This is a genomic window from Pseudomonas sp., assembly GCF_030684895.1.
In the GTDB taxonomy this organism is placed as follows: domain Bacteria; phylum Pseudomonadota; class Gammaproteobacteria; order Pseudomonadales; family Pseudomonadaceae; genus Aquipseudomonas.
In genome coordinates this window covers 73,265-86,151 of sequence record NZ_JAUXXP010000013.1, presented here as the reverse complement: position 1 = coordinate 86,151, position 12,887 = coordinate 73,265, and the positions used below count along the sequence as shown (strand labels likewise).

Below are 12,887 nucleotides of genomic sequence, written 5' to 3'. Positions count from 1 at the left end.
TGCCCGGCTTTTTCATGGGGTTTAGAAACTCAAGGGACCAGTGGCAGTTCGCGCTTGTGGCGAGTGGCGTCATAGGTGCGCACGATGATGGCGTAGGCCTCCTGGCGCACGGGTTGGCCGTGCAGGAATGCATCAATCTCTGCATAGCTGATGCCGTGGGCTTCTTCGTCCGGTTTGCCAGGGCGCAGCTCTTCGAGGTCGGCGGTGGGCACCTTGAACACCAGGTTTTCTGGTGCGCCGAGGTGTTTGGCGATGGCCCGCACCTGACCCTTGACCAAGCCGGACAGCGGGGTGAGGTCGCAGGCACCGTCGCCGAACTTGGTGAAAAAGCCCATCACCGCTTCGGCAGCGTGGTCAGTGCCGATTACCAGGCCGTTGTTGGCGTTGGCGATGGCGAACTGGGCGACCATGCGGATGCGCGCTTTGATATTGCCGGTGACGAAGTCGCGACGGGCGTCGCTGAGCTTTTGCAGATGAGTCACCTGCTCGCCGAGCCCCGTCACGCTGCCAGCAATATTCACCGTGTCTTCTTCATCGGCGCGAATAAATTTCAGCGAATCCTGCGCGTCCTGCTCATCGTGCTGAGCGCCGTGTGGCAGGCGTACGGCGATAAAGCGATAGGCCGTATCGCCTGTCTCTGCACGCAACTCTTCCACGGAAAGCTGGGCCAGGCGGCCGGCGGTCAGCGAATCGACTCCGCCACTGATACCCAGTACCAGCACCTTGAGGCCGGAGTTCTTCAGGCACTGTTTGATAAAGGTCTTGCGCTGGTCGATCTGCGCGACCAGCGCGGCGGTATCGGTGAAAGGTGGTACCACGTCGAGGGCGGCGGCGATTTCGGCTTGGCGATTGCTCATTTCAAAGTCCTCACTGGGCGTCGCGGACGCGAAAAACATGTTTCAAGTAGCTGACGAAGTTGTCGTCGCGGCATTGGGTCTTGCCCGGCGTATCGGAGATCTTGGCGACCGGCTGGCCATTGCAAGCAGTCATCTTGATCACGATGTTCATCGGTTCAACACCAGGAATGTCGCAAGTCAGGTTGGTGCCGATGCCGAAGCTTACGTTGATCCGCCCGCAAAGTGCACGGTAGAGCTGTAGCGATTTCTCCAGGGTGAGGCCATCGGAGAACACCAGGGTTTTGCTCTTAGGGTCGATGCCGAGCTTCTCGTAGTGGGCGATGGCTTTCTCTGCCCACTGCAGCGGGTCGCCGGAGTCGTGGCGCAGGCCGTCAAACAGCTTGGCGAAGTACAGGTCGAAGTCGGCCAGGAAAGCATCCATGGTGATGCAGTCGGTCAAGACGATACCGAGCAGGCCTCGGTATTCGCGCACCCAGCAGTCCAGCGCGGCGCTCTGGCTGTCGATCAGGCGCGGACCGAGTTGCTGGTGGGCCATCAACCATTCGTGGGCCATGGTACCGATTGGCTTGAGGTCGAACTCGCGGGCCAGGTGCACGTTGCTGGTGCCGACGAAGCGCCCAGGAAAGTCGCGCTGGAGGATGTGCACCACTTGCTCCTGCACCCGGTAGGAGAAGCGCCGGCGAGTACCGAAGTCAGCGATCTGGAAGCCTTCCAGCTCGGAGGCCGAAGCCTCGCCCTTGAGCCAGTCGAGTTTCTGGTACAGGCGTTCGCTGGCTTGCTCCAGCACCACCTCGCGGTAGCGGTAGCGGTTGCGCACCTCACTAACGATGGCCAGCAGCGGGATCTCGTAGAGGATCACGTGCAGCCAGGGGCCGCGCAGGCGAATGCATAGCTGGCCGTCCTCGATACTGGTATGCACGTAGCGCAGGTTGAAGCGGAACAGGCTGAGAAAGCGGATGAAGTCCGGCTTGATGAACGGGATGCGTTCGAGGAAAGCCAGTTGGTCGGCACTCATGCTCAGGTCGGCCAGGCGCTCAATCTGGTAGCGGATCTCTGCCAGGTAAGGCGTCAGGTCCTCGGCATTGCGGCAGCGGAATTCCCACTCCACCTCGGCGTTGGGGTAGTTGTGCAGCACCGCCTGCATCATGGTCAGTTTGTAGAAGTCGGTATCCAGCAGGTTCTGCACGATACGCTCGGCAAATACGCTTTCACCCATGATCAGATCCTCTTGTCCGTGTTGAGGGCCGCGTCCAGCTCATCCAGGCTGGCGTACAGCTCGATGCCCGCCGCGCGCATCTCGCTGCAGGCGTTTTGCGCGGTTGCTTCGGCAATGGCGCGGCAGGCCGGCAGGTATACGCCGACACTGAAGCCCGCGTGGCGCAGTTGTAGGGCAGTGGTCTTCACGCAGTAGTCGAGGGCCAGGCCGCCGACCAGTACGCGCTGCACGCCATTGTGCCGGAGAAATTCGATGGCGCCCGTGCTGCGTTTCTCGGCCAGGTCGTGGTAACAGGCGCCGTAGGGGTGCAGGTCCGGCTCCACGCCTTTCCACACGAAGTAGTCGTAGTCCAGCGGCTGTGGCAATTCATCCAGCAGCTCGAACCCGGGTGTGCCCGGCACGCAGTGGCTGACCCAGCTGAGATCGGCGTTGGCCAGGGGCAGCGGCTTGAGCATCTCTGCATGGCTCGGCGCAATCCAGGCTGCTTGTGGGCTGTGCGCATCCTTGCTGCCCAGGCGCAGGTGGACGCGGCTGGCCAGCTCATTCAGGGCTGGCGCGATCTGCTCGCCACCGGCCACCGGCAGCTCATTCGGACACAGCGGGGTGAAACCCTTCTGTGCATCGACGTCGAAGCTGGCGATCTTCATCCTGACACTCCTTTTCGCTGGGTTGCGTGGCTACATATTCCATCTGATGTAATATGTGGTCAAGCGCTTTTCTGCGAAACAAGTGAAATTCGCCTAGTTATTGGTCAAGATGAAATAAGTCGAAGGAACTGGAGGGGTGATGGGTTCTGCAGAAGTGCTGGCCAGCGTAGACATCGTCGCGCTGCGCTTGAGCGAGGCGGGCGAGCTGGAGCTGCTGTTGATTCGCCGTGCGCAGGCGCCGTTTGCCGGGCAGTGGGCGTTGCCCGGTGTGCTGGTCAATGGCCGCTGTGCCGACCTCAACCTGGATGCCGCAGCAACCCGTGCGTTGCAGGAAAAAGCGCGGGTGCAGCCGCAGCACCTGGAGCAGGTGGCAACGGTGGGCAATGCGCTGCGTGACCCGCGTGGTTGGTCACTGAGCACCTTTTATCTGGCCCTGTTGCCTGCCGGTGTCGAGTTACCGGGCGAGGACCTGTGTTTTACCAGTCTGGCGCAAGTGCTCGACGAGCGCTTTCCACTGTCATTCGACCATGTGCAGTTGGTGGCGCAAGCGCTGGAGCGGCTAGCCGGCAAATCGGTGTACACCTCACTGCCGCTCTATCTGTTGGCTCCGCACTTCACCGTGACCGAGGCGTTGGCAGCGTTCCAGGCTTGTCTGGGTCAGGCGGTACAGCACACCACCTTGCGCGGACGCCTGGAAAAGATGAAGCAGCAGGGCTGGATCAGTGATACCGGCGAGAAGAACTATCCGAAGATGGGGCGGCCACAATATTTATTGGCACACCAGCCCCAGGCGCCTGGAATCTTCACCTTTGATCGCAGTTTGTTGAGTTAAATCGCAGGCAAAGAAATGCCTAGAGCAGTTTTTAGCGTCGTGAAACGATGGCCAGGAGGGTGGCTGCCATGGATGGCAGGCATAAAAGAAAGGGCGCTAAAAAGCGCCCTAAAACGATGATGATCTATGGAGTAAGTCCATTTACTCAGAGCGGTCGCCGTTGAATTGGTTCAGTGGCGGCCGACGAACGGTCGTTCAGTCGTGGCTCCGCTTCAGTTCGCCGGCATCAGCAGCAGGCGCTTGGTGCCATACACCTTGTCGAGGTTCTGCGATTGGAAGGGGAAGCTCATATAGCTGCCCTTGAGCCAGGCATCGATGCCGTCGGCATAGTGTTTGCTGGCAGGGTTGCCGGACTGCCCGGAACTGTTGAGGCCGATCAACGGTTCTTCGCGGCCGAAGTCGACGACGATGCGCATTGCTGGAATCAGCCAGGTGTCGAAGTTTTCGCCCCAGTTGTAAGCCGCCACATTCAGCGTGCTGTGATCGCCGCCCGCCGGGTAGGGGCCGCGATCCAGATAGCCCTTGATGGCGTTGATGCTGGTGCGTTGGCTGGCGCTCATGTATTGCGCCAGCTGGCTGGTTTCGGTGGTCCAGTTATAGGTGTGCAGCTTGCCCCACTGCCAGGCGCTACGCTCGGGGCCCAGTTTGTTTTCCAGTAGGGTGACGGCGCCTGCAAGGCTGCGCGCGAGGATGGTGGGTTTATCTTCACGCTGCGCCGTGCGGGTGTCGTTCCAGAACGGGCTGTCGTCACGGCCCAGCAAATGGTCGGCCTGGGCGGAGTAGGAGCTGTTGGCGGTTTCCACCAGCGCTTTCCAGGCAGGGGTGCTGTCCGGGCCGAGTTCGTCGAGGAAGGTTTCACGCGCGCTCTGGTAGAGGAAGGCGCTGTACAGCGCAGCGTCCGCCGAGCTGGCGGCCATTTTGCCGTCGAACTTCATCAGCCGGCTGTGCGCTTCGCGGGCCTTGCTGCGTTCTGCTGCCGGCAGGGCGTCGATGGCAGTTTGCAGGCCTTCAGCCATGCCCGGTGCGCTGAACATGTTCTGCAGCTTGGCGACAAAAGCTGAAGTCTGGTCGTACTGCATGGCGATCATACTCTGGGTGTCATGCCTGCCCGTTGCTGCCAGTGCGGCGATGCGTTCGGCGCGCTCGGGGTAGAACCAGGAGTTGGACAGCTGCATGCCGTAGCCACGCGGTACGGTGCGGTGGTTGGCGGTGCCGAGCCAGCCTTCTGGCGGGTCTTGGTCATAGGGATGCAGCATCGGGTCGGCGAAACCGTCCCAGTCGTACTGGCTGTCCCAGCCGGGGGAGGGCATCAGGCCCAGTCCCGCGCGGCGGTTGGGGAAGCGTCCGGTGACTTGCCAGCCAATATGCTGCGCATCAGCAAACACGATGTTCAGCGGCATGGCGCGCACTTCGCGGGTGGCCTCAAAGGCCTGCTCGACCGACTGGGCACGTGACAGGTCGAAGAAGGCATCCAGGGTCTTGTCTGCTTCGAATTGGGTGGTTTTCAGCGCCAGACCATAGCCGCTGCTCAGTTGCATGGGTTGCAGCATGTGTTTGCGCTCGCCCAGTACTGAGTTCAATAGCGGGCCGTGGCGGGTTTCAAAAATGGTTTCGCGGATGGGACGCTGACCCTTGATAAAGAAGGTTTCCTGGCGCTCCAGTGTGGGCAGCCATTTGCCGTCGGCCAGGTAGTGCAGGCGGCCGCCTTGGCGTCTGACCTGCTCGAGGAACAGATCCTGGTTGTCACCCATGACCATGGTCATACCCCAGCCCAGTTTGCCGTTGAAACCGGCCACCACCGCCGGGACGCCGGCAATCGACACGCCAGCGGCCTGGTATTTGGGTGAGCGGATCTGCACGAAATTCCACACCGATGGCATCGACAGCGGCAGGTGGGTGTCGTTGGCCAGCAGGCTTTTGCCACTGCGCGTGCGCTGTGGGGCAAAGGCCCAATTGTTGGAGGCGGCAACGCCGAGCATATGCGCATCAGCAAACTGGCTGACGGCTGCGCTGACGTTGCTCAGGCCAGCCAGCTGGCCCTTGAGGTCGAGGCCTTTGAGTTTGGCAGCTTCTTCAACAGGCAAGGGTTCGTCGGGGTAGGTTGGCAGTAGCCAGGCCAGCTGCTCGCTGCCGACTTTTTGTGCGAGCACCAGAGAGGCGATTTCTTCCTGCAGATTGACCGCCAGGCCGAAGTTCAGCAGGCAGAACACCAGCACCGAGTCTTCGGCCTTCCAGTACGCCGGGCGATAGCCTGACTCGGCCAGGTCCATCGGCAGCTTGTCGCGGTAGCGGAACAGGTAGGCGTTGACCCCGCGGGCATACACCTCGAAGAAGCGTTTGATCCGTGGCGAGGCGTTGCTGTAGAGCACCTCGGCGCTTTTCTTCAGATTGACCGCACGCATAAAGCGGTCCATTTCCAGCACGCCGGGGCCGGCCATTTCGGCCAGTCGGCCCTCGGCCATCAGGCGCAGGCCGACCATCTGGCTGAGGCGGTCGCTGGCATGTACATAGCCCAGGGCGAACAGCGCGTCATGGAAGGTGGTGGTTTCGATCAGCGGCATGCCCAGGGGGTTGCGACGGATCACCACGCTTTGTGCCAGGCCCTTGACCCGGACAATGCCCTGGTCCTGGGGCACGCTGTCGCTGTAACGGTTGTTGAGAAACGACTGGCAGCCCGTGAGCGCGACGACGGCCGTAAGAACGGCGGCGAGGCTGAGGTGGGCCATGGGGCGTAACGCGCGCGCTAGCATGCAGCAGGCTCCTTGCGGGTGGAAAACGGGCGGTTGGGTGTGCGCTTTCCGCCTGGAGCGTAGGTGCGCAGCTACGGACGTACTACGTTAGCCAGCCGCCACGCGCCTGACAAGGCGCTGTGCGAGCGAGTCAGGCGCTTTGGCGCAGGGGCGGCAGAGCTTCATCGAGTAGCCAGCGGGCAGCGGCGCGAGCGGCTGCCTTGTGCTGCAGCTCGAGCTCGCTGAAGTGCTGCTCATGCTGGCGGCGCACGCTTCTCTCCAGGGCCTTCCACTCGGCGTGGGTTGGCACCTGGGCGGTTGCCGCGAATAGCAGGTGAAACACCTCACAGCGCCGATCCTGGCTGAGGCTGCTGTCGTAGTTATCCAGCAGCACCTTGATCCGAATGGCGCCCTCGATCAATGGCAGCTGACCCTCGAGCAAACTGCTGGCGAGGATATGCAGATCGCCACCAATGCGTTTGCGCTGTGTGTTGAGCGCCTCGGCTTGGGCTTTTTCCTGGGTCCAGACGCGTCGCCACAGCTGCAGGGCGTACAGCGCCAGTGCGGCAATCAATACGGCGCTGCCGATCAGGACGAGCAGAGTGAGGTTGTTCATTACAGGCTTACGCGCCGTGGCATTTTTTGAATTTTTTCTCGCTGCCGCACGGGCACGGGTCGTTGCGGCCAACGTCTTTTAGGGCGTTGCGCGCAGGTTCCTGGTGGCCGTGGTTGCAGTTTGGACCATGCACGTGGCCGTGATCATGGCTGTGGTCGTGGTCATGATTGCAATCAGGGCCGTGGACGTGTTCTTGCTGGGTCATGCGAGTTACTCCGGGATGTAATCGCCGGGAATTATCTCGCCATTGCGCGACATGTGCACGCTCTGTCCGAACAACCAGCCGGTTTTCACCGCACCTTGCAGGCGATAGGGGATGGGTTGGTCGGGTTTTTCCAGGGCTTTGACGATCTGGCGTAAATGTCGCCAGAGGTTGGTGCGCACCGGTATGGAGAAATTATGGTGGCCGTGCGCCGGTACAGAAAACGAAACATTGGATTCGCCTTCAGCCAGCTTGACCTGGTTCAGGTACACCAAGTAATCCATCCCGCGCACCGGCAGGCTGAAGTTATTGGGGTTATCAATGCGAAAGCGCAGCGTGAAATGCTGTTCCAGCAATTTGGCTTTAACCACGTCGACTTTAACGAGACGCACTTCGGGCGATTTAAGATCGCCTGAAGAGGAGCAACCGCCAAGGCCCGACAGGAGGCCAAAAAACATCAATAGGCTGAGAATTCTTATCGTTTGCGCCTGATAAAACATTGCATACTCCGAATGACGCATCAGTGTAACAAGCAAGTGCTTGGCTGCCACCTGTTGTGACGGTAAAAAAACCTGCGCCATACTGAGCAACGAATAGGACAGGAGTATGACCATGGCTCGCTACGAAATTGCCTTCAGCGCGCAACTGGTTCCGGGTGCGCAGCTGGAGTTGGTAAAAGCCAATCTGGGCAAGTTGTTCCAGGCGGATGAGCAGCGTCTTGCGTTGCTGTTCTCGGGGCGGCGCATTGTCATCAAAAGCAACCTGGATGCAGCGGGTGCGGAAAAATACCGCTCAACTCTGGAGCGCGCTGGGGCTGTGGCTGAAGTGGCCTGCCTGGACGATGAGATCGAAGAAATCGAGTTGGCCGCGCCGCCAGCTGTGACCACCGCGCCCCTTGCGGCCTCGGCAGCGACACCTGTTTCGGTGGCTGCCAGTAGCCAGCCGACGGGGCGTCTGGAAATAGCACCGCGTGATGAATATATGGCGGCGTTTGCGGAAGTCGATGCGCCAGATTTTGGCATTGCGCCATTGGGCGACGATGTACAGGATGGCAAACCGCAGGTACAGGCCCCAGTCCTTGACTTGTCACAGTTCAGCCTGGCGCCACCCGGCAGCGACATGGGCGAGGCGAAAAAAGCCCCGGCCGGGCCGCCACCGGATATCTCCCATTTGAAATTGCAGGATTAGCCTGCAGCGCGCAGAAAGCACGTTGCCGGTGCTTTCTGCGCGTTCAATCCGCCTCAGCAATCAGCAATCAGCAATAGCTGGCACAGCACTTCTTGAACTTCAGCCCGCTGGCGCAAGGGCAGGGGTCATTGCGACCAAGTTTCAACTCGACAGTCGGGTCAATGAAATACCAGCTGTCGTTATTTCGTACGAATGCCGAGCGTTCGCGGTGGCTGTGTGTGCCGCCTTCATCACGCCAATGTGCGGTGAAGGTGACGTAGGCGTGTTGCGGTTCGCCCTCGATCAGCTGTGCCTGCTCGACCTCAAGCCCAAGCCAGGTGCTGCCCAGGCTCCAGGTTTGAATGGCCTCCTGGGCGAGGCCGGCTTGTTGGGCCGGTAGTGTGCTGTGCACCAGGTAATCAATCAGTCCCAAGGCGTAGGCGCTGTAGCGTGAGCGCATCAAGCTTTCGGCGCTGGGTGCCGGAGTACCTGCGTGATAACGGCCGCAGCAGAGTGTCAGCAGTTGCCCGCTGCCGCAGGGGCAGGTTGTGCTGCTCATGGGCTTACCACCAGTACTTCCCAAAATTCTCCGGGTTGGCCCAGAACTTGGCGTTCAGCCAGTCAGGTACTTGCTTGTAGTCGAGCAAGTCGTAAGTGAACAGGTTGAGTGTCTGTTCATCGCGCTGGAAGCATTCGCTGGCCTGCAGGGCCAGGGCAAAGAAGTCGGTTTCTTTCCAGTCACAGGCCTGCAGATCGACCAGCACAGCCATACGGCTGGCATTCAGGTTGCGAATGCCGCCGAGCAGCTCTAGTCCCGTGCGTTTTGGCAGGTGCTCAAGGCAATCGACGATCAACGCCAGATCAAAACGTTGCGCGGCCACTTCGCAGGGAAGTGCGCCTGCATCCGCGTGAACCAAGTGGCAGCTTGGATGGGCCTGGATAAAAGCATCAATCGCAGGTAGTTTTCGGCTACCGACGAGCAACAGGCGTTCTGGGGTGTAGCGTGCCAATAGGGCGGCAAGGGCTTGCTGGGGTGTGCGGGTGGATGGGGTTGCAGACATAACGGCTCCTCGCTCAAGTGCGCAAAGACTAACGTGCAGCAGCAGTGCGGCCTAGTGCGGATCGTGCTAGTAATGCGTTTGCATATTCTCTGGCTTATTTTGCGACTGGCGTCTTTACTTCGTCAGTATCGGTTTTTGCCGATTTACCAATAGGAGACGTATATATGAGCATCACCAGGAAAGCATTACCCCTGATTGTCGCGAGTACCTTTTTGACCGGTTGTGCCGGGCTGCAGAAAACGGATTGGCCAACCTGTGCCGCGATCGGCGGTGTGGGCGGTGCTGCTCTGGGCGCTATTGAAAGCTCTACATGGGCCGGTGGCGGTGCAGTAGTTGGCGCAGGTATGGCCGCAGCGTATTGCTGGGTGCATGGTGCCAGCGATGAGCAGGTTGTTGTGGTTGAAGACGTGGTAGTTGAAGAAGTTGTGGTGTCTGAACCAGCCGAAGCTGTACGCGTAGAGCTGGACGTCAAGTTCGACTTCGACAAGGCTCAGGTCAAACCAGAAAGCTACGGCGATATCAAAAACTTGGCTGACTTCCTGACTCAATACCCACAAACCACCACCGTAGTTGAAGGTCATACCGACTCCGTGGGTAGCGACGCTTACAACCAGACCCTGTCCGAGCGCCGTGCTAAAGCGGTACGTGATGTACTGGTTAACCAGTACGGCGTAGGCAGTAATCGCGTTAACGCTGTGGGCTATGGCGAATCTCGTCCGGTTGCGGACAACGCCAGTGCTGACGGCCGTGCCGTCAACCGCCGCGTAGAAGCAGAAGTAGAAGCTCGTCCTTGATCGTCTGATCCCAGACTTTCTGAAGAAAACAAGCCAGACCCTCCGGGGTCTGGCTTGTGCAGCTTGAAGGGTAGGTCTTTACTCCTTAGTTACCGGCAGTAGCCGGCATTACAGGAGATTTCTACCATGAGAGTTAGATCCATGATGGGGGTAGCCCCCATTCTCTTGGTCAGCAGTGTTCTTTCAGGTTGCGTCACAACTTCCAGTACGGGAGATGCGCCGCTCAACCAAGGGAACTGGCCCCTGTGCAGTGCAATTGGCGGTCTGACCGGTGCTGGTCTGGGCGCAATCGAAAGTTCTACGTGGGCAGCAGGTGGAGCCGTGGCCGGTGCGGTCATTGGTACGCTGATTTGCTACGCCCAGGATGGTGATGAAGACGGTGACGGTGTTTTTGATCGTCGTGACCGTTGCCCTGGAACCCCTCCTAATACGCCGGTGCACCACAACGGCTGTCCAATAAAAGAATATGCCAGCACGCCTGCCCAAGCAGAGCCTGACTCCGTCGACGTTGCGGATTCGGTGCGGGTAGAGCTGGATGTGAAGTTTGATTTCAATAAATCCGATGTTAAAGCTGACAGCCAGGCGGATATCAAGAGCCTCGCCGACTTTATGAAGCAGTACCCACAAACCACTACGACCGTTGAAGGGCATACCGATGCCATAGGCAGTGATGCCTATAACCAGGGGCTGTCTGAACGGCGTGCCAATGCGGTGCGTGATGTGCTGGTCAATCAGCATGGCATCGACAGCGGCAGGGTCTCCTCTGTCGGATATGGCGAGTCGCGTCCGGTCGCCGATAATGACAGCGAATCTGGGCGGGCAATCAACCGCCGGGTGGAGGCAGAGGTCGAAGCGCGACCCTAACTGATGTGATGCGCTGGCAGGCCGTTGCGAACCCACCTGCCGGGTTCGCAACGGCCTGCCAGCGAGAGAGTCGTTTCAACCCAGTAAAAGCTTTGAAGGCACTCAGCCTCCATGGTTTTTACTGGTCTTCTGGCAGCACACTCCCAAAGCAGATAAGGTGCAGCGAAATAAAAAACTGCCGGGGGCGGATATGAAGACATTTCTGACGTTGGGTAAGGTGCTGACAGCATTGTTCTGGGGCGTCGTACTGGCCAATCTGCTGCAACCCTTTGCACAACCCTTCGCGCTGCTGTTGAACGGCGCCGGGGTTTTTATTCTGCTGATTCATGGGCTTGAACTGTGGTTTTTTGACAAGCGTATCGCCGCTTGCCCCAAGCCGGCGCAAGAGCGTATGCAAGTCATGTTATTTGGGGTTTTTCAGTTGTTTGGGTTGCCAACTGAGCAAGCTGCTGCGGCCGCCGAAGCCGAGCCTGAGCAGGCGCTGCCGATGGAGGCCGAAAATGCGTAAGCTGCTCGCTCTTGCTGCGCTGTTCAGCCCGCTGGCATTGGCCCAGGCGGTGATTGAAGTCGATTCCCATGCGGTTATGCGTCTGCCGAGCAATACCAGCGTGTTGTTGTTGGACCGTCTAGAGATTGCTGATCACGGCACCTTGTTGATTCCCCCAGGCTTGACCGAAATTCGCGTGGCGCAGCTAACCCTGGGTCGCGACGCACGTCTGGCGATTGCCCCCAGTGATCAGGTGCTGCGTCTTGAAGTGGAAACCGCCGAGATTGCCAGTGGCGCACAGATCAGTGCGCGTGGCGCTCAGGGCCGTGCTGAAAAACCGGCATTGCCAGGGCGTAACCTGAGCCTGCGCTTGCAAGCCGTGTCCCTGGAAAATCTGGTGCTGGATGCCCGTGGCGGTACCGGTGCGCCTGGTTATGCCGGCCTTGCCGGTGCCGATGGCAAGCCAGGTGGCTGCACCTGGGGTGAAGCCAGTCGCGGTCATGATGGTTTGAATGGTGGTGACGGCCAGCCGGGTGCTGCTGGCTCGCAGGTGCGCCTGGAAGTCCCGCAAGGTTTCCCGGTTGAGCAGTTACAGGTGCGTCTGGATGGTGGCAACGGCGGTCAGCCGGGCGCGCCTGGTGCCGGCGGCCAAGGCGGTGTGAGCAAGGGGTGCTGGTTGTACAGCACCGATGGTGCTCGCGACGGCAAGCCAGGGCAGGCAGGGCGCGCCGGTGAGCCAGGCCCAGCAGGCGCGCTGAATATCGTGCAGTTCTAATGCCGTTGTGTGGTGCTAACCGCTGCCCTTAGGCCGCGGTTGCTTGACCGCGCTTAGAACGAGGGGCGGATGCCGGCGATTGCCACCACCAGTAACCCCAGCAATAAGTTGATGCCGACCAGCCGGCGAATACGCCCAAGCACGGCGCCGCCAGTCGGCCAATCCTCTGCCGCCACGGCACGGCGCAGTTCAGGCAGTTGCAGTGCCTGAATCCGCAGAAACAGCGCCAGCATGGCGATATACAGCCCCATCATGATGTGCACGTAGCGTGGCGCGGTATCGAAGCCGCTAAAGCGCAGGTGCAGCATGCCCACGCCGGTGAGCGGCAGCACAATCACCGCCGCCCATACCCAGTAGAAAAAACGTGGGAAGACTTCCAGCCAGAGTTTCAGGCGGGACGGGGCTTCCAATGCGGCGACGGCTGCCGGGCGCAGGATCATCCACGCGAAGAACATACCGCCCACCCAGATCAGGGCGGCGAGCAGGTGCAGGCTGTAGACGAAGGCGTATGGGGTCATGCGGGCACTCCTGTTGGTTAAGAGTCTATTTACGATCTGCTGCGCGTCGGCCCTGCGGCGTTAGAAACAGGCTCTAGCTCGCGAGATCGTAAACAGGTTCTAAGCGGTTCAGCGCTGGATCA

Annotated in this window: 15 protein-coding genes and 1 pseudogene; 6 read left to right on the top strand and 10 right to left on the bottom strand. The window is 59.9% G+C overall.

Annotation, left to right across the window (positions count from 1 at the left end; translation table 11 throughout):
• Positions 1-29: 29 nt before the first annotated feature.
• From nadE to Q8M42_RS02390, 3 genes are read right to left on the bottom strand one after another with little or no spacing between them, the layout of a single operon-like run.
• Positions 30-857: an ammonia-dependent NAD(+) synthetase gene (nadE, locus tag Q8M42_RS02400; RefSeq protein WP_304868847.1), complete on the bottom strand. Its 828-nt coding sequence runs from the start codon at positions 855-857 to the stop codon at positions 30-32.
• 10 nt (positions 858-867) lie between these two features.
• Entirely contained in the window at positions 868-2,073 is a 1,206-nt protein-coding gene (gene pncB, locus Q8M42_RS02395) for a nicotinate phosphoribosyltransferase (RefSeq protein ID WP_304868846.1), read from the bottom strand.
• A 2-nt stretch (positions 2,074-2,075) separates the two neighbouring features.
• On the bottom strand, positions 2,076-2,720 hold the full coding sequence (locus tag Q8M42_RS02390; RefSeq protein WP_304868844.1) for a nicotinamidase: 645 nt from the start codon (positions 2,718-2,720) through the stop codon (positions 2,076-2,078).
• Positions 2,721-2,859: 139 nt separating this feature from the next.
• Between Q8M42_RS02390 and Q8M42_RS02385 the strand changes: the two genes are divergently transcribed.
• The gene (locus tag Q8M42_RS02385; protein WP_304868842.1) at positions 2,860-3,552 is read left to right on the top strand and encodes an NUDIX domain-containing protein; all 693 of its coding nucleotides are present in this window, start codon (positions 2,860-2,862) and stop codon (positions 3,550-3,552) included.
• A gap of 212 nt (positions 3,553-3,764) precedes the next feature.
• On the opposite strand, the gene Q8M42_RS02380 is transcribed toward Q8M42_RS02385, so the two are convergent.
• The 4 genes from Q8M42_RS02380 to Q8M42_RS02365 all read right to left on the bottom strand — a co-directional run bounded on the left by Q8M42_RS02380 (position 3,765) and on the right by Q8M42_RS02365 (position 7,599).
• Positions 3,765-6,278, bottom strand: a complete 2,514-nt coding sequence (locus tag Q8M42_RS02380) for a penicillin acylase family protein (RefSeq protein WP_370692740.1) — start codon at positions 6,276-6,278, stop codon at positions 3,765-3,767.
• A gap of 154 nt (positions 6,279-6,432) precedes the next feature.
• Complete coding sequence (locus Q8M42_RS02375) at positions 6,433-6,897, bottom strand: DUF2489 domain-containing protein (protein WP_304868838.1); 465 nt, start codon at positions 6,895-6,897, stop codon at positions 6,433-6,435.
• Between the two features lie 7 nt (positions 6,898-6,904).
• Positions 6,905-7,102: an SEC-C metal-binding domain-containing protein gene (locus tag Q8M42_RS02370; RefSeq protein WP_304868836.1), complete on the bottom strand. Its 198-nt coding sequence runs from the start codon at positions 7,100-7,102 to the stop codon at positions 6,905-6,907.
• 5 nt (positions 7,103-7,107) lie between these two features.
• The gene (locus Q8M42_RS02365) at positions 7,108-7,599 is read right to left on the bottom strand and encodes an LEA type 2 family protein (RefSeq protein WP_304869127.1); all 492 of its coding nucleotides are present in this window, start codon (positions 7,597-7,599) and stop codon (positions 7,108-7,110) included.
• A 112-nt stretch (positions 7,600-7,711) separates the two neighbouring features.
• On the opposite strand from Q8M42_RS02365, the gene Q8M42_RS02360 reads away from it, so the two are divergent.
• A complete protein-coding gene (locus Q8M42_RS02360; RefSeq protein ID WP_304868834.1) occupies positions 7,712-8,287 on the top strand; it encodes a hypothetical protein in 576 nt (191 codons plus the stop codon).
• A 67-nt stretch (positions 8,288-8,354) separates the two neighbouring features.
• On the opposite strand, the gene Q8M42_RS02355 is transcribed toward Q8M42_RS02360, so the two are convergent.
• Both Q8M42_RS02355 and Q8M42_RS02350 read right to left on the bottom strand, forming a co-directional pair.
• Positions 8,355-8,825 carry a YchJ family protein gene (locus Q8M42_RS02355; protein ID WP_304868833.1) on the bottom strand — a complete coding sequence of 157 codons (471 nt, stop codon included), beginning with the start codon at positions 8,823-8,825 and terminating at the stop codon, positions 8,355-8,357.
• A 4-nt stretch (positions 8,826-8,829) separates the two neighbouring features.
• Positions 8,830-9,327 carry a DUF6231 family protein gene (locus tag Q8M42_RS02350; RefSeq protein WP_304868831.1) on the bottom strand — a complete coding sequence of 166 codons (498 nt, stop codon included), beginning with the start codon at positions 9,325-9,327 and terminating at the stop codon, positions 8,830-8,832.
• A gap of 440 nt (positions 9,328-9,767) precedes the next feature.
• Between Q8M42_RS02350 and Q8M42_RS02345 the strand changes: the two are divergent.
• From Q8M42_RS02345 to Q8M42_RS02330, 4 genes and pseudogenes are all read left to right on the top strand, one after another.
• Positions 9,768-10,121 (top strand): annotated as a pseudogene (locus Q8M42_RS02345) (OmpA family protein); the annotation flags it as partial.
• A 141-nt stretch (positions 10,122-10,262) separates the two neighbouring features.
• Positions 10,263-10,985: an OmpA family protein gene (locus tag Q8M42_RS02340; protein WP_304868829.1), complete on the top strand. Its 723-nt coding sequence runs from the start codon at positions 10,263-10,265 to the stop codon at positions 10,983-10,985.
• 157 nt (positions 10,986-11,142) lie between these two features.
• Positions 11,143-11,493 (top strand): DUF1145 domain-containing protein, encoded by a 351-nt coding sequence (locus Q8M42_RS02335; protein ID WP_305283190.1) that lies wholly within the window; start codon positions 11,143-11,145, stop codon positions 11,491-11,493.
• The gene (locus Q8M42_RS02330; protein WP_304868825.1) at positions 11,486-12,247 is read left to right on the top strand and encodes a collagen-like protein; all 762 of its coding nucleotides are present in this window, start codon (positions 11,486-11,488) and stop codon (positions 12,245-12,247) included. The genes Q8M42_RS02335 and Q8M42_RS02330 overlap by 8 nt, the downstream gene beginning before the upstream one ends.
• A gap of 53 nt (positions 12,248-12,300) precedes the next feature.
• Here Q8M42_RS02330 and Q8M42_RS02325 read toward each other — a convergent pair whose 3' ends face one another.
• On the bottom strand, positions 12,301-12,765 hold the full coding sequence (locus Q8M42_RS02325; RefSeq protein WP_304868823.1) for a CopD family protein: 465 nt from the start codon (positions 12,763-12,765) through the stop codon (positions 12,301-12,303).
• Between the last annotated feature and the right edge of the window lie 122 nt (positions 12,766-12,887).